The following is a 22653-nucleotide window of genomic DNA, read 5'->3' on the forward strand; positions in this document are numbered from 1 at the left end:
TGGCGTTTTCTTTTTCAACGATCTGTTGAAAGTATTTGCCGTTTCCGGCGATTTTAAGACTCAATCGTTGCGCCTATGGTCCCCCAGATCACCCACCTGACAGGCAGGGGCATAGGGAGAATACCATGACGCATCGCACCGACATCCAATTTGTCCTGAATGGCAAGGATGTGTCCGTTCCAAACGTATCAGCAGACCAGACGCTTTTGGACTTCTTGCGGTTGGAACGTCGGCTGACAGGCACAAAAGAAGGTTGCGCCGAAGGCGACTGCGGCGCGTGCACCGTGCTTGTCGGTCGGCTTGGCAATGCAGGGCTGGTCTATGTTCCCGTGAATGCCTGCATCCGGTTTCTTGCCTCGGTCGATGGCTGTCATGTCGTAACAGTGGAGCACTTGTCCGGCCCGGACGGTCGTCTGCACCCGGTTCAACAAGCGATGATCGATCATCACGGCAGCCAGTGCGGGTTCTGCACGCCGGGTTTCGTCATGGCGCTTTATGCGATGTGGATGCAAACGCCTGAGCCGACCGAGACACAGGTCGAAACCGCGTTGCAAGGCAATCTGTGCCGCTGCACCGGGTATGAACCGATCATCCGCGCGGCTGTTGCCGTCAGCCGCTATGGCACCCCTGCGTCGGACCACCTGAACACCGAACGTGAAACCATGACCGCGCGTCTGACCGCCCTCAAAGACGGACGGCGCGTTGTATCCGGGCCAGAGGATAACCTGAGCATTATCCCGTCCAGCATTGATGATCTTGCCGAGTGTCTGCAGACCTATCCAAACGCAACAATCGTGGCTGGTGCCACGGATGTAGGGCTTTGGGTCACCAAATTCCTGCGCAACATCGGGCCTGCCATCTTCACCGGTCATCTCGAAGACCTGAAAACAGTCGAAAGACAAGGTTCCCTCCTCCTGATTGGTGCTGGCGCCAGCTACACCGATTGCCAGGAACTTCTGTCTGTGCACCTGCCACACCTGTCCTCCTACTGGGATCGCATCGCAGGGTGGCAGGTGCGGAATATGGGAACTGTTGGCGGGAATATCGCCAACGGCTCCCCTATCGGGGATACGCCACCGGTTCTGATCGCGCTTGGCGCAGAAATCACACTGCGGCGCGGTTCCGAAAGCCGGACGCTGCCTCTGGCTGATTTCTTCATCGACTACGGCAAGCAAGACCGCCAACCCGACGAATTTGTCGCAAGCATCCGCGTGCCTCTGCCCGGACCCAACGATCTGGACGCTGCCTACAAGATTTCCAAGCGTCGTGACGAAGACATCTCTTCCGTCGCTGCGGGTATACATATGACGACCACAGACGGCACCATCAGCAATGCGCGCATTGCATTCGGCGGTATGGCCGCCACGCCCAAGCGTGCGGCTGCGGCCGAAGCCGCGCTGAACGGTCAACCCTGGGCGCGCGAAAGCTTTGAAGCTGCCGCCGTAGCACTGGCAGAGGATTTCAGCCCTCTCACCGATTGGCGTGCATCGTCCGACTACCGAATGCTGTCTGCCCAAAACCTTCTGCGTCGGTTCTTCCTTGAAAACGACGCCAAAACCGACACCCCCGTTCAACTGGCTTGCGCCTAATTAGGAGACGAGAAAATGAAAGATAACGTTTCCATCATTGGATCAGCCCACACCAACGTCAATCATGACAGTGCGATCAAGCATGTCACCGGCCGGGCCGACTACACCGACGATATTGCACAGCCCGAAGGCACATTGCACGCATATCTTGGTGTCTCTGACGTCGCGCATGCCAAGCTTTTGGGCATCGATTTCACCGACGTTCTGGCCACATCCGGCGTTGTCGGCGTACTGACCGCAGACGACGTGCCGGGGGCCAATGATATCAGCCCGACACATCTGAACGACGAGCCGGTTTTCCCGACCGACGCCATTCAGTTTCACGGGCAGCCTTTGTTTGCCGTTGTAGCGGAAACCCGTGACATTGCACGCCGGGCCGCAGAACTGGCAAAGATCGAATACGAAACCCTGCCTCACGCGCTGGACCCGATTGCCGCGCAGGAAGCCGGTTACCCGCATGTCACAGCCCCCCTCAAGCTGGAACGCGGCGACGTCGCCCCGGCGCAGGCCGCGGCACCAAACCGGATCAAAGGCCGCATGAACGTTGGCGGCCAGGATCACATGTACCTCGAGGGTCACATCGCCTTTGCCATTCCGGGCGAAGACGACGATGTGGTCGTGCATTGCTCCACCCAGCACCCGTCCGAAGCGCAGCATATGGTGGCGCATGTTCTTGGGGTACCGTCCAACGCCGTTGTCGTTAACGTGCGCCGCATGGGCGGCGGATTTGGTGGCAAAGAAAGCCAGATGAACCTGTTCTGCGCTGTTGCCGCTATGGCTGCCAAAAAGTGGAACCGCGCCGTGAAAATCCGCCCTGATCGGGATCAGGACATGACGGCGACGGGAAAACGTCATGACTTCGTAATCGACTATGACGTCGCCTTTGATGACGACGGCCGTATTCAGGCGGTCGAAGGCAGCTTTGCCGCGCGCTGCGGGTTCTCGGCGGACTTGTCCGGCCCTGTGACCGACCGGGCGCTTTTCCACGCGGATAACGCCTATTTCTATCCGAATGTGCGCCTGAACAGCCATCCGATGAAAACCAACACTGTGTCCAATACCGCGTTCCGCGGGTTTGGCGGGCCACAGGGCGTGATCGCAGCAGAGCGGATGATCGAAGAAATCGCCTATGCCACCGGGCAGGACCCGCTGGATGTGCGCAAAGCGAATTTCTACGGCACCGAAGATCGCAACATAACGCCGTATCACCAAGTGGTCGAAGACAGCATCCTCGACCGGTTGATCGGAGAATTGGAAGAGACATCGGAATACCGCCAACGCCGTCAGGACATCATTGAATTCAACAAGACATCGCCAATCCTGAAAAAAGGCATCGCGCTTACACCGGTCAAGTTTGGCATTTCGTTTACCGCGACCTGGTACAATCAGGCTGGCGCACTGGTGCATGTCTACAATGACGGTTCGATCCACCTGAACCACGGTGGTACCGAAATGGGGCAAGGTCTAAACACCAAGGTTGCGCAGGTCGTGGCTGAGGCCTTTCAGGTTGACTTCAGCCGGATCAAGATTACCAAAACAACCACCGAGAAGGTTCCGAACACCTCGGCCACTGCAGCCTCCAGCGGGACCGACCTGAACGGCATGGCCGCGTTGAACGCGGTCGAGCAGATCAAAGCGCGTCTGGTAAAGTTCGCAGCCGAGAACTGGAACGTCACCCCTGAGGAGGTGGCCTTCCACGCCAATCAGGTGTTCATCGGCGACGAAGTTCTGCCCTTCGATGCGTTCATCAAACAAGCCTATCTGGCACGTGTGCAGCTGTCGGCGGCCGGGTTCTACAAAACCCCCAAAATCCACTGGGACCGGGACAAGGGACAAGGCCGTCCGTTCTACTACTACTCTTACGGCGCTTCGTGTTCCGAGGTGACGATTGACACCCTGACAGGTGAGTACCGGGTAGAGCGTACTGATCTATTGCACGACGTTGGCCGCTCGCTGAACCCAGTACTCGACAAGGGGCAGGTCGAAGGTGCCTTTATTCAGGGAATGGGGTGGCTGACCACCGAAGAACTTTGGTGGGACGATGCAGGCCGCCTGCGCACGCATGCACCGTCGACATACAAAATTCCGCTCGCCTCGGATCGCCCGCGCATCTTCAACGTGAACCTCGCTGACTGGTCGGAAAACCGTGAGTTGACCATCAAACGGTCCAAGGCGGTTGGTGAACCTCCGTTCATGCTGGGAATCTCGGTATTCGAAGCGCTGTCGATGGCTGTGGCCTCTGTTGCCGATTACCGGGAATGCCCACGCCTGGACGCTCCGGCCACCCCTGAGCGTGTCCTGATGGCTGTTACGCGGCTGCAGGAAGTTTCCTGAGCCATGGCTGCCCTGGGTTCTCTGAGCGAATTTCTATCCGCGAAGCATTGCGTGATCCACGTTGCGCTGACGCGCGTGCGCGGGTCCTCTCCGCGCGATGAAGGCACTGAAATGTTCGTGGCGCCCGGCGCACTGTGGGGAACCATCGGCGGTGGGCAACTTGAGTATATTGCTATCAACGCCGCACGGGACATGCTGCGCGACGGCGCGCTGCACCAAGATCTGGATGTGCCCCTTGGCCCTGAAATCGGGCAATGCTGCGGCGGACGGGTCGAGATGAAACTGTCTCGCATGCGCGTGTCGGACAAATGGGCCGCAACAGAACGCGCGACCCAACGCGAAGATGCTTTGCCCCATGTGTATGTCATGGGTGCGGGCCACGTTGGACGTGCGCTGGCCAATCAACTTCAGCATCTGCCAGTGCGCTGCATCCTCGTCGATACCCGGCCCGAAGAGATTGAGCTTTGCACAGCCAATGTCGAATCCCGGGTCAGCGCACTCCCCGAAGCCGATATCTGGGGGGCGCCCGCGGGCAGTGCCTTTATCATTCTGACCCATGATCACGGGCTGGATTTCCTGCTCACGTCCGCAGCACTTGAACGTCAGGACGCCGCTTATGTGGGGATGATCGGTTCCGCCACAAAGCGGGTAAAGCTGAGAAACTGGGCGAACAAACACTGTGACGGACAGTCTATCGAACACTTGAAATGCCCCATCGGGGCAAGCGGTAGCCGCGACAAGCGGCCCAGCGTCATCGCCGCCTTCGTGGTGGCCGAGGTGATGGCTGAATTGACCTCTGAAACTGCCGCGACCGCCCCGACCGGGGCAAACCAGGCGCCCTTGCAGGCCCACCATCACGACCGGAAAGGGAGATCGGCCTGACATCTGTCGGGCCATTCCGGCACATCAGAGGAGGAGACCGTCATGGACGGGAGGACCTACGACTACAAGCTGTTTACCCGCAGCGATTTCAGCGCTTTTTGGGCGCTGTTTACCGACAACCTTGTGAACCTGCTGATCCTGTCAGGAGTTTGCCAGTTCGTGTTCCAGATGCCGGCGGAAATCGTCTTTGGCCGCATCGTTCCCGGGGCGGCCATCGCGATTTTGGCCGGGGTTGCTGTTTACACATACCTCGCCAAATATGCCGCGAACAAGCAGGGTAAGGATGTAACCGCCTTGCCGTACGGCATCTCGACGCCGGTTATGTTCGTCTACCTGTTCGGTGTGATAGGACCCATCTACTGGGCCACAAATGACCCAATGCTGGCATGGCAAGTGGGCATCGGCGCCGGGTTCATGGGCGGCATCGTTGCGGCTTTGGGCGCCATCGTGGGGCCATATCTTAAACGGATCACACCACGCGCCGGGATGCTGGGCACGCTTTGCGGCATCGCCTTGGTCTTCATTGGCTCCGTGCCGCTGGCCGAAGTTTTCGAAAACCCCATCATCGGCTTCACGTCACTACTGTTCATCCTTTGGGGTCTGATCGGTCGGTTCCGCCTTCCGGGTAACGTACCAGCCGGTCTTGTTGCGATTGCTGCCGGTACCGTGATTGCTATCATTCTTGGTGAGTCCAAGATCGACGTAAGCGGCATCGGCTTCTATCCTCCGATTCCCTATATCGGCGACCTCATCGCTGGCGTGCAGTACCTGTTCGCAAACCCCGAGCTGTTCCTGGTGCTGATCCCCGTGCAAATCTACAACTTCATCGAAACCATGAACAACGTGGAGTCGGCCGAAGCAGCTGGGGACCACTACCCGGTCGGATTGTGCCAGGTGACGGATGGTGCGGGTACGATGCTGGGTGCGCTGTTTGGCTCGCCTTTCCCGACAACCGTTTACATCGGTCACCCGGCCTACAAGCGGCTTGATGCGCACGCAGGCTACATCGTCGGTGTGGCTGTTGTAATCGCTGCGGCAGCTTTCCTCGGCTTCCTGTCATTCCTTGCAGGCCTGATCCCGATTGCTGCCGCCGCACCCGTTCTGGTCTTTGTCTCTGTGAGCCTGATCACCAATACGGCATGGGCTGTGAAGCCGATGCACATGGCTGCCGTGTCCTTTGCGATCCTGCCCCACATCTCGGCCTTCCTGATGGTCAAATGGGGATCATTGATGAATGCGCTGCGCAGCACCGGTGTCGAAGGTTTGCCCGCGCTGGGTGACGAAGGCCTGACTGCGGCCCTTCTGATGGAAGGCGCCCATTACGAGGGTCATCTTGCCCTGAGCCAGGGTGCGATCATTACCGGTCTGATCTGGGGTGCCATTGTGGCTGATGTGATCGACGGACGCTTTCGGATGGCAGGGTTGTTTGCTGCGGCAGGCGGGCTGATGTCGTCCGTCGGGATCATTCACTCCTACACGCTGCAGATGCCGCAGTTTGACGGGATCACCGTCGGCTACCTGATCATTGGCGCATTCTTGTACCTCTACCCGATATTCGCACCCAAAGAGGACCTCGAACATCGCGTTATCGTACCTGACGAGCCCGATCTGATCGACGACGACTCGCCTGCACAACAGGCCTGACCCATAGCGGGGCAGTCGCATGACTGCCCCCTACCCATCCCCTACCCTATGAACGAGACCATTCATGACACAGAGATTGCTGCGCGGTCGTCTACTGACCTTTCATCGCGAACCCGAGAGCGGTGAAGATTCCGGCGCGTATACTTATCTTGAGGACGGCGCCCTGCTGATCCAGGACGGGATCATCCAGAATGCCGGCCCGTTCGCCGAGATCAGCGTAAAAGCCGGGGAAGTGCCGGTGACAGACCATCGTCCGCACCTGATGATGGCCGGTTTCATCGACACGCATATTCACTTCCCGCAAGTGCAAGTGATCGCCTCGTGGGGCGCGCAGCTTTTGGACTGGCTGAACAACTACACCTTCCCGGAAGAGACCCGCTTCGCTTCGGACGAACATAGCGCCCTCATGGCGCGGGCATTCTTCGATCAGCTCGTTACCCACGGCACCACGACCGCCGTGGCCTATTGCTCGGTCCACAGGACATCGGCGGACGCTTTCTTTACCGAAGCAACCAGACGAAACATGCGCATGCTTGGCGGCAAAGTCCTGATGGATCGCAATGCGCCAGAGGGCCTGCAGGACACACCGCAATCCGGATACGATGACACCAACGCCCTGATCGCGGACTGGCACGCGAAGGGTCGCAACGGCTATGTCATCACCCCTCGGTTCGCGATCACATCAACGCCGGAACAGATGGCAATGGCACAGGCGCTCGCGCGGGAGCATCCGGACTGCCACATCCAGACGCACCTGTCGGAAAACAAGGATGAGATCGCCTTTACCAAGCAACTCTACCCACAAGCGCGCGATTATCTGGATGTCTATCAGTCTTACGGCCTGCTGGGACAAAAGACATTGCTGGGTCACTCCATCCACCTGGAGTCGCGCGAGATCGACGCGCTTGCCGAAACCGGCGCGCATCCCGTTTTCTGCCCGACCTCGAACCTGTTTCTTGGCAGCGGCCTATTTGACCATGGGGGTCTGAGGGCACGCGGTATCGCAAACGGAATTGCAACAGATGTTGGTGCTGGCACCAGTTACTCGATGCTCCAAACTCTCAACGAAGGTTACAAGATCCTGCAATTGCAAGGATTGGCCCTGCATCCACTGCAAGCCTTCCATTGGGCAACACATGGAAATGCCTGTGTTCTGGGTCTGGAAGACAAAATCGGCAATCTCGATCCCGGAACCGAGGCGGACGTCGTTATCCTGAACGCGCGCAGCACACCAGCCATGGCCCTGCGCATGGATCGCGTCGGTAGCCTAGCAGAGGAATTATTTGTTTTGCAGATGATGGGAGACGATCGCGCGATCGAGGAAGTCTACGTCTCAGGATCTCCAAGCAAGTCTACCTCTGACCGGAGTGCTCTGGCCCATCTTGCATTGGACCTAACATAATTTAGGTGCTGTCAGACGAATTCGAACCAGTCTCAGTTTGCCGCGCAAACCGTGAACCTATCCGGAGCAAAGTTGACGCCACTCGGCAAGAGCGGCGGTGCGTGTCAGCTTGAAGGTGTGCCGGCTAGTTAGCGATCTTTCCTGGTTGAAATGGTTATAGACGGAGGAGTGGACGGCAGCGAATGTCTGTAAACTGCGTATGCGCCTGAAACGCTGCATGGCGCGTTCGCGTCGTCGAAACGGGAGGTGCGAATTCTCAACGCGGTTGTTGAGCCACCTGCCGGTCTGCTGTTTTTCTGTAGCACCAAGCTTTCTGAGAGCAGCCCGATACGATGCGAAGCGATCCGTGGTGACGGTTTCCGCTTTACCGTGTCGCTTCATCAATTTCTTTAGGAATTTCAATGCGGAAGCTTTGTTTCGGCGTTTGCTGACAACGGCTTCCAGCACCTCACCTTCGTGATCAACAGCCCGCCAAAGATTATGCCGCTTGCCATTCACCTTCACTAAAACCTCGTCCACGTGCCATTTTCATTTGGAGAACGCGCAGCTGCTGAACACGCTTCCGTCTGATCTCAGCAGCAAACATCGGGCCAAACTAGTTCCACCAATATCGGACAGTTTCGTGGCTCACGTCGATGCCTCGCTCGTGCAGCAGATCTTCGACATTCCGAAGCGAGAGCGGGAAACGGATGTACAGCATCACCGCAAGGCGGATGATCTCGGGACCGATTTTGAAGTATTTAAAGGAGGCAGGTCTGGTCATGGGCAAAAGCTACGCAACCGCCCTGCCCCGCTCAACCAAAGTTCTTCTAAAAAGACCCCCTGCTCCACCTTTTAGGGAATTTGCAACATAAGCCTCTGAAAAACATACAGTTCTGACAGGAGAAATGGTGGAAGTCAGACCCGCTTAGCGAAAATTCCCTGTAAATTGGTGGTTATCAGGCATATCTCGCCCAAAGCGACCCCGCCCTAATGCAGCACTGAGACTGGGGCCTGATTTTCACCCTGAGTGTACGGTCTGCTCTGTCTCTGATTGAGAACCCACGTGCCAACTCGCGGGTATTGCGACGCAATTCCGGGTCAGAAAACATAATTGAAGTGAGACAGGTATGGGTGGCGGGGAGACAGGGATTCGAACCCTGGGAACGCTCTCACGTTCAACGGTTTTCAAGACCGCCGCATTCGACCACTCTGCCACCTCCCCGCGTGGGGCCGGGTCTAAGGCCAAGTTGAAACGGTGGCAAGAGCAAATAGGGAAATCTCGCCGAAGCGCGCGCAGTGGTCTTTCCATGACACATTGCCCACGTTATGCTTCGCAGGAAAGACCGTAGCAGGCCGGCACGACAGAACCGGTGATCGGCGGCAGGGCTCAGGAAATGAGGTCCTTCAGGCAAGGGATGACAAAATGAATCGAGCGAGTGAGACACCCGCAAATCCGCGATCGCTGGCGGCACTTATCGTGGCATTGGCAGTTCTGGCTGGTTGTGAGGAGGGGTTGTCTCCGGAGGGGGCCTCAAAAGAAGCCCCAAGTGATGACGCCCAGGCCGATGACAAGGTCGAGCTGTTCCCGGATTTTTCGAACGCCTCAGGTGCATCCGTCGAGGCACCAGACGTGTTCAACGTGGTTGAGGCGGGCCTTTGGGATGGCCGCCCATCCTTGGGCGGTATCTGGGTTGCCCATCCCGACGTCACCCAACCCGAACGTGTGGTGATCAAGAACACGACCAACAACAAATCCATCACCGGCGCTTTGTTCCGGCGGGAAAGAAGCCAGCCCGGACCAGCGTTGCAACTGTCCTCAGCAGCGGCTGAGAAGCTGGGCATCCTGGCCGGAGCGCCAACCAAGGTCGAGGTCACCGCCCTGCGGCGCAAACCGGTCGAAGAAAAAGAACCAGAACCGGAAGAGACCCCGGAAATCGAAACCGCAGAAAACACGCCTGCTGCCGAAGACGCCAAGCCCCAGGACGATGCAGTCGATACCGCAGCGGCTGAAACTGAAAAGCCCGCCAAGCGCAAGTGGTGGCAAAAGAAGGAAACGGTTGCCGCAGCTGGCGCAACCGGAGCAGCCGCGGCAGCGGCAACCGAAACTGCAGCCGAGGCAACGACCGAGGCGGCAGAACAAGTGGTTGAAACAGCCGCCGAGGCAACTCCGACCCCCACCCTTTCGGACCCCGAAATCACCGCACCCGAAGAAAAACCCGCCAAACGGAAATGGTGGCAGAAGAAAAAATCCGACACGATCACCGAAACGCCGCTGGACCCCATCGCGGGCGCAGCCGCAGCCATTGACGCGTCAGAGCCGACCCCGGTCGCCGCAACCGCCGCTGCAACCTCTCAGCAAAAGGCTGCGCGCTCGCTGTCCAAGCCTTATGTTCAAGTCGGAACCTTCAATGTCGAAGCCAACGCCAAAAGCGCGGTCTCGAAGATCGAACGGAATGGTATGTCCGCCGATATTCGCGAACTCAAGACCGACGACAAAACTGTCTGGCGCGTGCTGGTTGGCCCGGCAAATACCCGCGCGGAACGCAATGCGATACAGCGCGACGTCAAGGATCTTGGCTTTACCGACGCGTTCACCGTCAAAAACTGAAACAAAGGAGGCCCCCTGTGCTGTCCTCACTGCGATCATCTGTTTTGACCCTCGGCCTGGCGTTGCTGGCCCTGCCTGCCCATGCTTTCGACACACAGGCCCGCGCGGCCTATGTGATGGACCAGACAACCGGGACCGTGCTTCTGTCCAAAGAGGCGGATCAGCCGCTTCCGCCGGCGTCGATGTCCAAACTGATGACGCTCTACGTCGCGTTCGAGGCGCTGCGCGATGGCCGCCTGACGCTGGATGAAACCCTGCCGGTTTCCGAACACGCGATGAGCTATGGCGGCTCGACCATGTTCCTGAACACACAGGACCGCGTCCGGGTCGAGGACCTATTGCGCGGCATCATCGTTCTGTCGGGGAATGACGCCTGCGTGGTGATCGCCGAGGCGCTCAGCCCCGATGGGACCGAGGCCGGTTTTGCCCGCTACATGACCCAGCGCGCCAAGCAGATGGGCATGGACCACTCGAACTTCTCGAATTCCAACGGCTGGCCTGCGGCGGGTCACATGATGTCGGTCCATGATCTCGCCATCCTGGCGGATCGGCTGATTTCCGACTTCCCCGAATACTATCCCCTGTTCGCCGAGGAAGTGTTTGAATTTGACGGCCGCGCGCCATCGAACAAGCGCAACCGCAACCCGCTGCTGAAACTGGGGATCGGTGCCGACGGCCTGAAAACCGGCCACACGCAAGAGGCCGGGTATGGCCTTGTTGGCTCCGCCAAGCAGGGGGATCGCCGGGTGATATTCGTTCTCACTGGCCTCGACAGCACCGGCAAGCGGGCAGAGGAGGCTGAGGCCGTGGTTAACTGGTCGTTTCGAAATTTTGTCGAGAGGACAGTTGCCAACGCGGACACGCCGATAGCCCAGGCCAAGATCTGGATGGGGGCGAAGAAGACCGTGGACCTGGTTCCCGAAGAGGATCTGTCCCTGTTGTTTCCGGTGCTGGGCGACAAGAATGTCGAGGCCGAGGTAGTCTATGACGGTCCAGTAAATGCCCCTGTTGAAAAGGGTCAACAACTGGCAGAGCTGGTGATCAAACCCGAAGGTCTGCCGGAAATCCGGCGCCCGCTGGTGGCTGCTGAAAGCATCGCGACCGGAGGGTTCGTGGTCCGCATGATGACTGTGGGCGGGATCGTTCTGACCGATGTGATCGGCAATCCACTGGACGCATTGTGACGGGATCCGGGTTGTTTCTGACCTTCGAAGGCATTGACGGATCGGGCAAATCCTCGCAGGCGCGAATGCTTGCGGATCACCTGCGCGATCTGGGCCGTGAAGTTGTGCTGACGCGCGAGCCCGGTGGCTCGCCCGGGGCCGAGGAGATCCGGCGGCTGGTTCTGGAGGGCGACCCCGACCGCTGGTCGGCCGAAACCGAACTGCTGCTGTTCACTGCCGCGCGGCGGGACCATCTGGAACGCACCATCGAACCGGCGCTGGCGGCAGGCAAAGTGGTGATCTGCGACCGTTTCGCGGACAGCACCCGCATGTATCAGGGTTTGTCACGGGGAAACCTGCGTGGATTGGTTGATCAGTTGCACGCACTCATGATCGGGCGCGAGCCGGACCTGACCCTGCTGATCGACATGGACCCCCAAACCGGCCTGACCCGCGCCAAGGGGCGACAAGGCACCGAGGAACGGTTCGAAGATTTCGGCATCGACTTGCAGGAAAAGATGCGCGCGGGCTTTCTGGCGCTGGCTGCTGAGTTCTCGGACCGTTTCCGCGTCATCGACGGCAACCGGGACATGGACAGCGTTGCACAGGATGTGACAGAAATCGTTCAGCAAACACTGTGAACGGCGATAGATGAGCGACGACACCCCAACCCCGGATCAGGCCCCCGGAGCGCCACACCCGCGCGAAACCCAGCACCTGTTTGGACAGGCCGAGGCCGAGCAGGCGTTTCTGAGCGCTTACACCTCGGACCGACTGCATCATGGCTGGCTTCTGACCGGCCCGCGTGGGGTGGGTAAAGCAACGCTGGCCTGGCGGATCGCCCGTTTTCTGCTGGCAACGCCACCGGCTGAGGACGATGGGCTGTTCGGCGCTCCGCCGCCGCCTGAGTCGCTGGAGATTGATCCCGACCATCCCGTCGCGCACCGTATTCTGGCTGGTGCCGAGCCGGGCCTTGCGGGCATCACCCGTTCGCTGAACGATCAGGGGCGGCTGCGCAACGAAATCGTGGTCGACGACATCCGCAAGCTTGGGAAGTTCTTCGGCCTATCCTCGGCGGATGGCGGTCGCCGGGTTGTGATCGTGGATTCGGCGGACGAAATGAATGTCAGCGCAGCCAATGCGTTGCTGAAAATGCTCGAAGAACCGCCCGCGCGCACGACACTGCTGCTGATCTCGCACCAGCCGTCGCGTCTGTTGCCGACGATCCGGTCGCGCTGTCGCACCCTGCGGCTGTCGCCGTTGGGGGCCGAGGACATGCAGGCTGCGCTCTCCCAAACCGGTTCCGAACTGCCCGTCCAAACAGATCACCTGGCCGCACTGGCCGCAGGGTCTGTGGGTGATGCGGTGCGGCTGATCAATCTGGGTGGGATGGAGACTTACGCCGAGCTGATCGCCATTCTGGGTACCCTGCCCCGGATGGACCGTCAGCGCGCACTGGCCCTGGCCGAGGCCGCCGCCCAGCGCGGTGCGGCGGACCGGTTCGAGCTGCTGTTGACCCTGATCGACGTCGCCCTGTCGCGCCTTGCGCTGACCGGTGCAACCGGTGCGCCACCCAGCCCCGAGGCTGCCCCGAATGAGGCTGAAACGCTGGCGCGCCTGTCCACCTCTCCGCATCAGGCTCGCCAATGGGCCGAGGTCTCGGCGACAATCACAGCCCGCGCGCGACATGGTCAGGCGGTGAACCTTGACCCTGCCGCTCTGGTCCTAGATACGGTGTTCAAGATACAGGAAACCGCCGGTCAGAGCAGATGAGCGACACCCCCCAGATCACCGACAGCCATTGCCATCTGGACTTCCCCGACTTCGAGGGGCAACTGCACCAGATCATCGCCAACGCCGCCGAGGCAGGCGTGACCCGCATGGTCACGATCTGCACGCGCCTGCGCAACGAACCCACCGTCCGCGCAATTGCCGAGGCCCACGCACCCGTCTTCTATGCCGCCGGCACCCACCCCATGAGCGCGGCGGATGAACCGATGGCAACCGTTGACGAACTGGTCGCGCTGTCTCAGCACCCCAAATTCGTGGGCATTGGTGAAACCGGGCTGGATTACCACTACACCGCCGACAGCGCCGAGGTGCAAAAGCAATCGCTGCGCATCCATATCGAGGCCGCCCAGCGCACCGGCCTACCCCTGATCATTCACGCGCGTGCCGCAGACGATGATATGGCGCGTATTCTGTCCGAGGAACACCGCAACGCGCCCTACTCCTGCGTGATGCACTGCTTTTCGTCCTCGGCGGAACTGGCCAAAGCCGCGCTGGACCTGGGGTTTTACCTGTCCATGTCCGGCATCGCCGCCTTCCCCAAAAGTCAGGAACTGCGCGATATCTTCGCTGCTGCCCCGGTTGACCGCGTATTGGTGGAAACCGACGCGCCCTATCTGGCCCCGCCCCCCTATCGCGGCAAACGCAACGAGCCGGCCTATACCGCCCACACCGCCCGCAAAGGGGCCGAGGTATTCGGCATGGGCTTTGCCGATTTCGCCGCCCAGACGCAGGCCAATTTCGACCGGCTGTTCACCAAAGCCGCAACCTACAAGGCAGCCGCATGACCGAGCTGCGCTGCACCATCCTCGGCTGCGGCTCTTCCGGCGGTGTGCCCCGGCTGGGTGGGCATTGGGGCGCGTGTGATCCGAACAACCCCCGAAACATCCGCCGCCGCTGTTCGATGCTGGTGGAGCGCGACGGCCCCGAGGGCACCACATCTGTCCTGATCGACACCACGCCAGATATGCGCAGCCAGTTGCTGAGCACCGGCACCGGGCGGCTGGACGGTGTAGTCTACACGCACAGCCACGCGGACCATGTTCATGGCATCGACGACCTGCGCATGATTGTCTTCAACATGAAAACGCGCGTTCCCGTCTGGGCGGATGGGGACACCCAAAACGACCTGTTGGGGCGGTTCGGATATGCCTTCATTCAGCCCGAAAGCTCTCCGTACCCGCCGATCCTGGACCTGAAGACCATCGACGGCCCGTTCGAGATCGACGGCCCCGGTGGTCCGATCCCGTTTCATCCGTTCAAGGTCAACCACGGCTCGATCGACTCGCTGGGCTTCAAGATGGGCAAGCTGGTCTATCTGCCGGACGTGGCCGAATTCTACGACGACTCCTGGCCTTTGTTGGAGGGGTTGGACTGTCTGGTCATCGACGCCCTGCGCCGGTCACCGCACCCCACCCACGCGCATCTGGAAAAGACGCTGGGATGGATCGACCAGTTGAAACCCAAACGTGCGGTTCTGACCAACATGCATATCGACCTCGACTATGCCACGGTCGAATCTGAGACCGCCAGTCACATCACCCCGGCCTATGACGGCATGGTGATCCGTCAGGCTCTTTAGAACGCTGCGGATGCGGCCTGCGATATCCCCCGGGGTGGCAAGATGCTGCAAAATCTGATCGACGTCATTCTGCCGGTTTTTCTTGTGATCGGAGCGGGATACACGGCGACACTATTGGGGTACTTTAAAGAGGTCCATGTAGACGGCCTGATGAAGTTCACCCAAGGGTTCGCCATCCCCTGCCTGCTGTTTCTGGCCATCGCGCATCTGGACCTGAGCGCCAGCTTCGACCCCCGACTGTTGGCCAGCTTTTATACGGCGGCGGCACTGTGTTTCACGGCCGGCCTGGTCGGTGCCCGCCTGATCTTTCGCCGCGAGTGGGAGGATTGTGTCGCCATCGGGTTTTGCTGCCTGTTCTCGAACTCGGTGCTACTGGGCCTGCCGATTACCGAACGCGCCTACGGGCCCGGAAACCTGTCCGGCAACTACGCGATCATCGCCTTCCACGCCCCGTTTTGCTATGCCGTCGGCATCACCGTGATGGAGGTGGTTCGTAACCGGGGCAACGGTGGCACACTTATGGTGCGGTCGGTCCTGACGGCCATGTTCCGCAACGCCCTGATCCTTGGCATCGCGTTGGGTTTTGTCGTCAACCTGTCCGGAATAGGCGTGCCATCAGTAGTGGACGAAGCGCTTGGCCTCATTACCCGCGCCGCCCTTCCCGGAGCCCTGTTTGCGTTGGGCGGTGTACTGGTCAAATACAAGCCCGAGGGCGACCTGCGTGCGATTGTCTATGTCTGCGCCATTTCGCTGATGCTGCACCCCAGCCTCGTGTGGCTGTTTGGTACGACGGTGGGCTTGCCGCAGGACCTGTTCCGCTCGGGCGTTCTGACCGCAGCAATGGCCCCCGGTTTTAACGCTTATATCTTTGCCAGCATGTATGGCCGGGCCAAAAGGGTCGCGGCATCGTCCGTACTGGTCGGGACGGCAGCTTCCATCCTAACGGTCTGGTTCTGGCTGACACTTTTGGGCTGATGTTGGGACGGATTGGATTGACTTTGGCACGTCAGGGAACACCTATCGGGAAAGAACACAGGATCAAGTAGATGCCTCACGCCCTCATAGTTGCCCATGGCCAACCGTCTGAGCCGATCCCGGCAGAACAGGCGTTGGCCGCCTACGCCGCCGAGGTGGAAGCCCTTTGTGACGGCGTGACCGTTCGCTCAGCTACTCTGGCCGCTCCGGGCGTATTCGAGCAGCGCGTGTCACAGCTGCCGGATGATGCTGTGATCTATCCGCTGTTCATGGCCAAAGGGTGGTTCGTAACCGGTGCCCTACCCAAACGTCTTGCCGGGCGAAACCTGCGTATACTCGATCCGCTGGGGGTTGATGCCGACCTGCCAAGCCTGGTCGCGGCCGCTCTGCGTGATACGCTGAACGAATGCCAATGGACCCCAGAGGAAACCGATCTTGTGTTGGCCGCCCACGGATCCGGCCGCAGCCGCAACCCATCTTCGGTTGCCCGCGCCTTTGCGACTGACTTGGCGCAACACCTGACATTCAAGTCGATGCGTCTGGGCTTTGTAGAAGAGCCGCCCTCCATTGCAGAAGCCGCAGCTGGGCTGTCGGCTCAGGCGCTGTGTCTGCCGTATTTCGCATGCCACGGCGGCCATGTGCTTGAGGACGTTCCGCAAGAGTTGAACGCGGCAGCGTTCCAGGGCCAAGTGATGCCCGTGGTCGGAGAGCTGCCCCGGATCAAGCACCACATAGCAACCACCCTGTCCCGTCTTTTCCACGAGACATGACCGACCGAGAAGCTGCAGGGTTTGACGCAACCGGGGCTACCCTAAAGTAATCTCGGAAGCGCCTCTCTATCGCTGCCCCACAAGCGCCGAGTAAAGGCAGTGGCGCGACCTGCCCTTTCTTTTGGCTTCATACAGCGCCAAGTCCGCCGCATTCAGGATCTCAGCGGCTTTGGGGGGCTTGAACTGAGTGGACAAAGCGGTTCCGATACTGGCAGAGATCCGGCAGATATTGTCTTCGAACTCCATCGGCTTTCGCAACCGGTCTACGAGGCGGGCCGCAATTGCAGACAGAACAGATTCGTCCGACAAACCTTTGAAAATTATAACAAACTCATCCCCACCAACGCGCGCAACCGTGTCATCGTTGCGGGTCTCTTCCACCATGATCCGGGCAGCCTGTTGCAGCACATAGTCCCCCGCGGCGTGCCCGTACTGATCGTTGACCGATTTGAAGAAATCCAGATCCAGATGCATCAGGGCAAACGGGGAATTCCCAGAGATCAGATGCCCCAACAACACATCCATCGCGCGCCGGTTTTTAAGCCCAGTCAGCATGTCGGTAAAGGCTTGCTCTTCGGCTGCCAACATCGCCCCTTGCAGCCGCAGGTTCAGCGACCGCGAGGCCTCCATCGCGGCGGATTTGGCCTCGACCAGGTACAGCAATTCGATGGCCAGATCGGTGCCCGAGAAATCCGCACTGGTCAGGGCATAGTCGCGCACCGCATCCAGAATCGAGATACCAAAGGACAGGTTGATGACCGCCCCCTTCCCCTGCGGCAGAGGGGCGATCAGCCCTTTCAGCGCCGTGCGTGGCGTGTCATGAAGCTTGAGGTGAAGCTTGGCCCCGGCGAGCGACATCAGCGCCGACAGCGTCGTCACGGCGCGCGGTCGAACCAGTTCGAAGACCTCCAGAAAGTCTTTTCCGGCCATCGGCTGATCAGGGCGCAGTTTTTGCAATGTCGGTCCAACGCGCAATATGCGCCCGTTATCGTCCACCAGCACAAACATCGGACACAGCGTTTCCAAAAGCGCCGCCAGATCACCGGTTTCCATCATGTTTTTCGCGCCCCCAGATCGAAATGACGCCCTTCGGAAAATGCGCTTTCAACAAGAACAATCGAGATGACCTCAGCCTCACCTTCCTGCCCGTCATGGGACAGTATCGCCAAAGCTCCGTAGTCATCGGCCATGGCGCGCAAAACCCCGACCATCACACTGGAATAGCCGGGCAGACCTGGGTGGCAGAACAACTGGTATTCCGTTGGCGCCATCTCTCTCAGCTCCAGTGCTGGCAGGCTGAGGTCCGAAACGGCCAGCCGCACCCGGTCGGACAGATCGTCAAGCGAATGCAGAAACTCGACATAGGTGACACCGCCAAAGCGCAACAGCCGCCGCAAATCCTCCATGTTGGGATGAGAAACCAGATAGGTCCCCAGATCCTCAAGGATTTCGGCGCGCGGGCGGTTCAGGTCAACACACAGCGCGTTCAGAACCCGAATGGTCATGTCATCGTCATAGACCAGCATGGCCTCAAACTCGACAAATCCAAGTTCGGCGGCCTCGGTTACGCGCAGCCAGCACGATTGTCCGTAAGTCGCGCATACAAAAGACTGTACCGCCCGATTGATCAGACCATGCATGAGATGCCCCAGATTGGTTTCTGCACCAATCTGGCCTGACAATCCTTAACAAACCCCCAATACAGCCGGTGAGATACCCACATTCTGATCAAGTTTCACACTGGAAGCCACTGACAGAAAACTAGAAATCCGTCGGTGCCCCGCCTTCGGCCTTCCGGCGGGTGACAAATTCGGCCAGTTCCTCGCGGATACCTTCATCCATCGCCGGTGGTTCAAAGCTGGTGATGATTTCCTTGAACATGTGATGCGCCCGTTCGGCCGTCCAGATACCGCCCGCAACGTTCCAGCCTTCGTAGTTTCTCCAGTCGCTGAGGAAAGGCTGGTAAAACGCCGTGGAGTATCGATCCTGCGTGTGCTGAACGCCAAAGAAATGACCATCATTGCCAACCGCGCGGATCGCATCCAGAGCGATCTCATCTGGCCCGGTCGCCGTTACCTCTGGCTGCATATAGCGTTGAATTTGCTGCAGGATTTCGCAATCCATGATGAATTTTTCAGGGCTGGCGATCAGCCCGCCCTCAAGCCATCCCGCCGCGTGATAGACCATGTTGGTGCCCGACTGGACGGCCGCCCACAAAGAGTTCGACGTCTCCCACACTGACTGCCCATCAGGCACGTTGGCCGCACACACCCCCGATGACCGCATTGGCAAGCCGTAATACCGCGCCATTTGCCCGGTCATCTGAGTCGACCGCATATATTCCGGCGTTCCAAAGGCCGGTGCCCCCGACTTCATGTCCACATTCGACGTGAACGTCCCGATCACGCAGGGAATTCCCGGACGGACATATTGGAACAGAGCAATTGCACACAGCGCCTCGGCCAGAGATTGCGCCACAGCCCCGGCCATCGTCACCGGGGCCATCGCCCCGGCCAAGGTGAACGGAGTTACCACGATCGCCTGCCCCCGACGTGCCAGGCGCAAACAGCCGTCGATCATCGGGTGATCGTGTTTCAGCGGCGAGGTCGAGTTGATGTTGGTGTACATCCGCGGCGTGGATTCGAACTCTTCATGGCTCAGGCCGCCCGCGATTCTGACCATCTCCATCACGTCTTCGACGCGTTCCTTGCCCAGCGAATAGGCGTGCATCGCCTTGTCGGTCAAAGTGAGTTTATCGTACAGGACATCCAGATGCCGGACGCTGGCGTGGATATCGACCGGCTCGACCGGGTAGCCCCCGGCAAAGTGGATACAGTTGAAATACTGCGTCAGTTTCAACAGATTCCGACACATCTCACGACTGCCGGGTACCTTGGTGCCGATCTCCATGTCCCAGTAGTTTGGCGGAGACGACACGTTGCCGAACAACATGGTCCGGCCACCGATTTCAATCGTCCGGTCGGGGTTACGTGGCGTGATGGTAAAACGCGATGGCGCTTTGGCCACCATCTCCATGACGAAGTCCCGACCCATGCGGATATTACTGCCGTCGATTGTACATCCGGCTTGGCGCAAGATGCCGATGGCCTCTTCGTTGTAAAACTCGATCCCGATCTCTTCGAGGATACGCATGGCGCCGTCATGGATCGCCTCGATCCCCGCCTGATCCAGTGGTTCGGTCGGATTGTCGATATTGATCGGAGGGCTCCACGGCATCTGATCGATCACCGCACTGCCCCTGCGTTCAGCAGCGCCGGCACGTCCCCCACTGCGACGTCTGCGCGTTTTCGTGTCAGCCATTTGATCCTCCGGAACTTGCTTTATCCCATGCAAGCCCCGAAGGCGGGTGTCTGGCCGCTCTGTCTGCGACAGTCTATGTCGGTTTCTTATTCCGATGCGCCGAAATTGACCGCCGGCGATCAGTTTTTGGACAGCCAGTCGGGAATATGCCCGATATCCGGCAGCACGACATCCGCCATCGGTGCCAGCGCTTCCGCCGGAGCCATTCCCGTGAGGACACCGATGGTGGTCATCCCGGCGGCACGTCCGGCCTGCAGGTCATGCAAGCTGTCTCCGACCATCGCGACCCGGTCCGGGTCCACGCCCACATGAGTTGCAAAGGCCAGCAATTGCCCGGGACCGGGCTTGAACCCGTGGCCACTGTCATAGCCAGCGACAAAGTCGAAATGATCGCGAATCCCGACCGAGGCCAGATGCTGCAGCGCGGGCATCTCTCCGTCATTTGTTGCCACGCCAAGCTTGAACCCGGCCTGCCGCAACCCTTCGAGAAAAGGCTCTAACGGAACCGCCTGCGCCTGCGGGGCCGAGGCCGATTCGGCGTTCAGCACATCGATCAGCTCGTCCTGCGTCATATCCGGCAAATGCGGAGCGAGGTCCTCGGCGATTTCTTCGACCGTACCAGCGATGACGATGCTGTCTTCAGAATAGGTGACCTGTTCCAGATCGAACCCGATAACCCGCCCCAGTTCGGCGGCGCGCACGTGGTCACCATCGGCCAGACGCAACACCATGTTGCGCCCAAACGCGCCCCAGGTATTGGCAAAATCAAACAAGGTTCCGTCCTTGTCGAACAGGATTGCGTCGATGGGCATTGAATGCTCCTGCAAGGTTGTTGGATCAGGTCCAGTGAACGTCGGCGCCACCGGACAACACCGCACGGGCCTGACCGGGCTGATCATAGGGCACGGAGTTAGCGTCACAGAAAGCGATCACCCACGAATCGTCAAGCATTAGAAATTCCAGCACCGATCCCAGAAACTCCGGTTCACCCGCCCGGTCGCGCAGGTCCTGCGCCGAGGCGCCCGTAGATCCCAGAAAAATCGGCAGCAATTCGTCGTTACCGACCAGCCAGCCCAGAACATTGAGCGCCAGCGTTTCTGCAGATTGGGCAGAGATTGACATAAAATTGCCCCGGATCAGGTCACGGAAAGGGTTTGTTAACCAGACTCATAAACACTTTGGCAACGCATGCAATCAATGGTGACTGATATGTCCGTGCAGGGAACCATCCTTGTCCTCGACGGGACCTCAACCAATCGCATCATGCTGAAGGTTCAGCTGACTGCGGCATGGTATCACGTCGTTCAAGGCGAACGGCTTCAAGGACTTGCCGGATTGTTGCGGCGCGCCAAGCCCGATCTGGTGCTGACATCTCAGACCTTGCCGGATGGGGCGGCGGCGGATGTCAAAAGGCTGGTCTTGGCTGATCCGGATTTGATCGGGGTGCCGGTAGTTGCGATCGCGCCGCAAAACGACAAGGCCGCCCGGTTGAAAGCCTTGGCGGACGGGCTGGACGATGTTCTGGTGCACCCGTTCAAAGACACGTTCCTGCTGGCAAGGGTGCGCAGCCTTTTGCGCGCACGGGCCGAGACGCAGGATCTACATGTGGAGTCCGGTTCGCATCCCATCGGATTTGCGGAACCCGGTGCCGCGCCCATCATGCCCCCCAAAGCGGCCCGCGTGGCCATTCTGACGCAAACCGCACGGACCGGAGCGTTGTGGCAGAACGCCCTGTCGAAACGCACGCAGCACAACCTGTCGGCGCATACTACGACAAATCTTCAGGGCGTTTTGTCCGGGCCTGTACCGGACGCCATCATCTTTGAAATCAACGCAGACCCATCTGGCCTGAACCTGCTGGCCGATCTGAAATCTCGCAGCACCACCCGGCATACGGTTCTGATCGGCATTCTTGCGGATGATAATGCAGGATTGGCGTCGGAGGCGCTGGACCGGGGTACTGACGCGATCTGCATGGACGGATTCTGTGCGGAAGAGGCACTGTTGCGTCTGGACAGCCAGATCAAGCGCAAAGCTCGGCTGGATCAGATGCGCGCGTCGCTGCGACGCGGGCTGGTCGAATCCTGGGTGGACCCTCTGACCGGGTTGCACAACCGCCGTTATGCGATGCGTGCGATGGATCAGATCGCCCATCAGGCCACCCGCACCGGAAAAGGTTTTGCGGTGATGCTGGCCGATCTGGACCACTTCAAGGCCATCAATGACAAGTTCGGCCATACCGGCGGGGATTTGGTTCTAACCGCGGCGGCCAAACGGTTGAAGCAGACCGTCGGTTCGGCCGGGTTCATTGCCCGGATCGGAGGGGAAGAATTCATGATCGGCCTGTCAGAGACCACGCAGGCCCAGGCCCTCAAACTGGCCCGCAGCCTGTGTGATTGCATCCGCGAGAGGCCTTTCGACCTGCCGGACACACCTGCCCCGGTCCCGGTCACAATCAGTATCGGGTTGATCGCAACCCAGCCCAATGTGGCATCACCATCATATCAGCCCGCAAGGCTCGAGGGGTTGATCAAATCGGCCGACACCGCGCTCTATGCCGCCAAAACCGCCGGGCGCAATCAGGTTCGGGTCCGGCAAAGCGCGGCCTGAGAC

19 protein-coding genes, 1 tRNA gene and 1 pseudogene are annotated in these 22653 nt (G+C 59.5%); 14 read left to right on the forward strand and 7 right to left on the reverse strand.

Annotated elements, in window-relative coordinates:
* Positions 1 to 125 precede the first annotated feature (125 nt).
* The 5 genes from xdhA to guaD all read left to right on the forward strand — a co-directional run bounded on the left by xdhA (position 126) and on the right by guaD (position 7851).
* On the forward strand, positions 126 to 1589 hold the full coding sequence (xdhA, locus tag GOX88_RS05980; RefSeq protein ID WP_170400292.1) for a xanthine dehydrogenase small subunit: 1464 nt from the start codon (positions 126 to 128) through the stop codon (positions 1587 to 1589).
* Positions 1590 to 1604: 15 nt separating this feature from the next.
* Complete coding sequence (gene xdhB / locus GOX88_RS05985; RefSeq protein ID WP_170400293.1) at positions 1605 to 3923, forward strand: xanthine dehydrogenase molybdopterin binding subunit; 2319 nt, start codon at positions 1605 to 1607, stop codon at positions 3921 to 3923.
* A 3-nt stretch (positions 3924 to 3926) separates the two neighbouring features.
* The gene (xdhC, locus tag GOX88_RS05990; RefSeq protein ID WP_170400294.1) at positions 3927 to 4805 is read left to right on the forward strand and encodes a xanthine dehydrogenase accessory protein XdhC; all 879 of its coding nucleotides are present in this window, start codon (positions 3927 to 3929) and stop codon (positions 4803 to 4805) included.
* A 42-nt stretch (positions 4806 to 4847) separates the two neighbouring features.
* On the forward strand, positions 4848 to 6449 hold the full coding sequence (locus GOX88_RS05995; protein WP_170400295.1) for a xanthine/uracil/vitamin C permease: 1602 nt from the start codon (positions 4848 to 4850) through the stop codon (positions 6447 to 6449).
* Positions 6450 to 6513: 64 nt separating this feature from the next.
* Positions 6514 to 7851 (forward strand): guanine deaminase, encoded by a 1338-nt coding sequence (gene guaD, locus GOX88_RS06000; protein ID WP_170400296.1) that lies wholly within the window; start codon positions 6514 to 6516, stop codon positions 7849 to 7851.
* Positions 7852 to 7908: 57 nt separating this feature from the next.
* On the opposite strand, the pseudogene GOX88_RS06005 reads toward guaD, so the two are convergent.
* Positions 7909 to 8614: pseudogene (locus GOX88_RS06005) on the reverse strand (IS6 family transposase).
* Positions 8615 to 8965: 351 nt separating this feature from the next.
* A tRNA-Ser gene (locus GOX88_RS06010) sits at positions 8966 to 9055 on the reverse strand.
* 201 nt (positions 9056 to 9256) lie between these two features.
* On the opposite strand from GOX88_RS06010, the gene GOX88_RS06015 reads away from it, so the two are divergent.
* The 8 genes from GOX88_RS06015 to GOX88_RS06050 all read left to right on the forward strand — a co-directional run bounded on the left by GOX88_RS06015 (position 9257) and on the right by GOX88_RS06050 (position 16719).
* Entirely contained in the window at positions 9257 to 10441 is a 1185-nt protein-coding gene (locus tag GOX88_RS06015; RefSeq protein ID WP_170400297.1) for an SPOR domain-containing protein, read from the forward strand.
* Between the two features lie 17 nt (positions 10442 to 10458).
* Positions 10459 to 11625 (forward strand): D-alanyl-D-alanine carboxypeptidase family protein, encoded by a 1167-nt coding sequence (locus tag GOX88_RS06020; protein ID WP_170400298.1) that lies wholly within the window; start codon positions 10459 to 10461, stop codon positions 11623 to 11625.
* On the forward strand, positions 11622 to 12245 hold the full coding sequence (gene tmk / locus GOX88_RS06025) for a dTMP kinase (RefSeq protein WP_170400299.1): 624 nt from the start codon (positions 11622 to 11624) through the stop codon (positions 12243 to 12245). Before GOX88_RS06020 ends, tmk begins: the two co-directional genes overlap by 4 nt.
* Before the next feature lie 10 nt (positions 12246 to 12255).
* Positions 12256 to 13377: a DNA polymerase III subunit delta' gene (locus tag GOX88_RS06030; RefSeq protein WP_170400300.1), complete on the forward strand. Its 1122-nt coding sequence runs from the start codon at positions 12256 to 12258 to the stop codon at positions 13375 to 13377.
* Positions 13374 to 14180 carry a TatD family hydrolase gene (locus GOX88_RS06035; protein WP_170400301.1) on the forward strand — a complete coding sequence of 269 codons (807 nt, stop codon included), beginning with the start codon at positions 13374 to 13376 and terminating at the stop codon, positions 14178 to 14180. Before GOX88_RS06030 ends, GOX88_RS06035 begins: the two co-directional genes overlap by 4 nt.
* Complete coding sequence (locus tag GOX88_RS06040; protein WP_170400302.1) at positions 14177 to 14974, forward strand: MBL fold metallo-hydrolase; 798 nt, start codon at positions 14177 to 14179, stop codon at positions 14972 to 14974. The genes GOX88_RS06035 and GOX88_RS06040 overlap by 4 nt, the downstream gene beginning before the upstream one ends.
* Positions 14975 to 15016: 42 nt before the next feature.
* Positions 15017 to 15949, forward strand: a complete 933-nt coding sequence (locus GOX88_RS06045; RefSeq protein WP_170400303.1) for an AEC family transporter — start codon at positions 15017 to 15019, stop codon at positions 15947 to 15949.
* Positions 15950 to 16020: 71 nt separating this feature from the next.
* Positions 16021 to 16719, forward strand: coding sequence for a CbiX/SirB N-terminal domain-containing protein (locus GOX88_RS06050; protein WP_170400304.1), 699 nt, complete (start codon positions 16021 to 16023; stop codon positions 16717 to 16719).
* Positions 16720 to 16785: 66 nt separating this feature from the next.
* Here GOX88_RS06050 and GOX88_RS06055 read toward each other — a convergent pair whose 3' ends face one another.
* The 5 genes from GOX88_RS06055 to GOX88_RS06075 all read right to left on the reverse strand — a co-directional run bounded on the left by GOX88_RS06055 (position 16786) and on the right by GOX88_RS06075 (position 21162).
* Positions 16786 to 17775, reverse strand: coding sequence for a GGDEF domain-containing protein (locus tag GOX88_RS06055; protein WP_170400305.1), 990 nt, complete (start codon positions 17773 to 17775; stop codon positions 16786 to 16788).
* Complete coding sequence (locus GOX88_RS06060) at positions 17772 to 18359, reverse strand: heme NO-binding domain-containing protein (RefSeq protein WP_170400306.1); 588 nt, start codon at positions 18357 to 18359, stop codon at positions 17772 to 17774. The genes GOX88_RS06055 and GOX88_RS06060 overlap by 4 nt, the downstream gene beginning before the upstream one ends.
* Positions 18360 to 18480: 121 nt before the next feature.
* Positions 18481 to 20040 carry a trimethylamine methyltransferase family protein gene (locus tag GOX88_RS06065; protein WP_170400307.1) on the reverse strand — a complete coding sequence of 520 codons (1560 nt, stop codon included), beginning with the start codon at positions 20038 to 20040 and terminating at the stop codon, positions 18481 to 18483.
* 119 nt (positions 20041 to 20159) lie between these two features.
* On the reverse strand, positions 20160 to 20852 hold the full coding sequence (locus GOX88_RS06070; protein WP_170400308.1) for an HAD family hydrolase: 693 nt from the start codon (positions 20850 to 20852) through the stop codon (positions 20160 to 20162).
* Between the two features lie 25 nt (positions 20853 to 20877).
* Entirely contained in the window at positions 20878 to 21162 is a 285-nt protein-coding gene (locus tag GOX88_RS06075; protein WP_170400309.1) for a DUF3572 domain-containing protein, read from the reverse strand.
* 87 nt (positions 21163 to 21249) lie between these two features.
* Between GOX88_RS06075 and GOX88_RS06080 the strand changes: the two genes are divergently transcribed.
* The gene (locus tag GOX88_RS06080; RefSeq protein WP_170400618.1) at positions 21250 to 22650 is read left to right on the forward strand and encodes a diguanylate cyclase; all 1401 of its coding nucleotides are present in this window, start codon (positions 21250 to 21252) and stop codon (positions 22648 to 22650) included.
* The last annotated feature ends 3 nt before the right edge of the window (positions 22651 to 22653 follow it).

The sequence above is a fragment of the Ruegeria arenilitoris genome (assembly GCF_013030985.1).
GTDB classification, from domain to species: domain Bacteria; phylum Pseudomonadota; class Alphaproteobacteria; order Rhodobacterales; family Rhodobacteraceae; genus Ruegeria; species Ruegeria arenilitoris_B.

Coding starts and splice junctions, on each gene's coding strand:
- xdhA (WP_170400292.1), top strand. CDS start 126: ATGACGCATCGCACCGACATCCAATTTGTCCTGAATGGCAAGGATGTG.
- xdhB (WP_170400293.1), top strand. CDS start 1,605: ATGAAAGATAACGTTTCCATCATTGGATCAGCCCACACCAACGTCAAT.
- xdhC (WP_170400294.1), top strand. CDS start 3,927: ATGGCTGCCCTGGGTTCTCTGAGCGAATTTCTATCCGCGAAGCATTGC.
- GOX88_RS05995 (WP_170400295.1), top strand. CDS start 4,848: ATGGACGGGAGGACCTACGACTACAAGCTGTTTACCCGCAGCGATTTC.
- guaD (WP_170400296.1), top strand. CDS start 6,514: ATGACACAGAGATTGCTGCGCGGTCGTCTACTGACCTTTCATCGCGAA.
- GOX88_RS06015 (WP_170400297.1), top strand. CDS start 9,257: ATGAATCGAGCGAGTGAGACACCCGCAAATCCGCGATCGCTGGCGGCA.
- GOX88_RS06030 (WP_170400300.1), top strand. CDS start 12,256: ATGAGCGACGACACCCCAACCCCGGATCAGGCCCCCGGAGCGCCACAC.
- GOX88_RS06035 (WP_170400301.1), top strand. CDS start 13,374: ATGAGCGACACCCCCCAGATCACCGACAGCCATTGCCATCTGGACTTC.
- GOX88_RS06040 (WP_170400302.1), top strand. CDS start 14,177: ATGACCGAGCTGCGCTGCACCATCCTCGGCTGCGGCTCTTCCGGCGGT.
- GOX88_RS06045 (WP_170400303.1), top strand. CDS start 15,017: ATGCTGCAAAATCTGATCGACGTCATTCTGCCGGTTTTTCTTGTGATC.
- GOX88_RS06050 (WP_170400304.1), top strand. CDS start 16,021: ATGCCTCACGCCCTCATAGTTGCCCATGGCCAACCGTCTGAGCCGATC.
- GOX88_RS06055 (WP_170400305.1), bottom strand. CDS start 17,775: ATGATGGAAACCGGTGATCTGGCGGCGCTTTTGGAAACGCTGTGTCCG.
- GOX88_RS06060 (WP_170400306.1), bottom strand. CDS start 18,359: ATGCATGGTCTGATCAATCGGGCGGTACAGTCTTTTGTATGCGCGACT.
- GOX88_RS06065 (WP_170400307.1), bottom strand. CDS start 20,040: ATGGCTGACACGAAAACGCGCAGACGTCGCAGTGGGGGACGTGCCGGC.
- GOX88_RS06070 (WP_170400308.1), bottom strand. CDS start 20,852: ATGCCCATCGACGCAATCCTGTTCGACAAGGACGGAACCTTGTTTGAT.
- GOX88_RS06075 (WP_170400309.1), bottom strand. CDS start 21,162: ATGTCAATCTCTGCCCAATCTGCAGAAACGCTGGCGCTCAATGTTCTG.
- GOX88_RS06080 (WP_170400618.1), top strand. CDS start 21,250: ATGTCCGTGCAGGGAACCATCCTTGTCCTCGACGGGACCTCAACCAAT.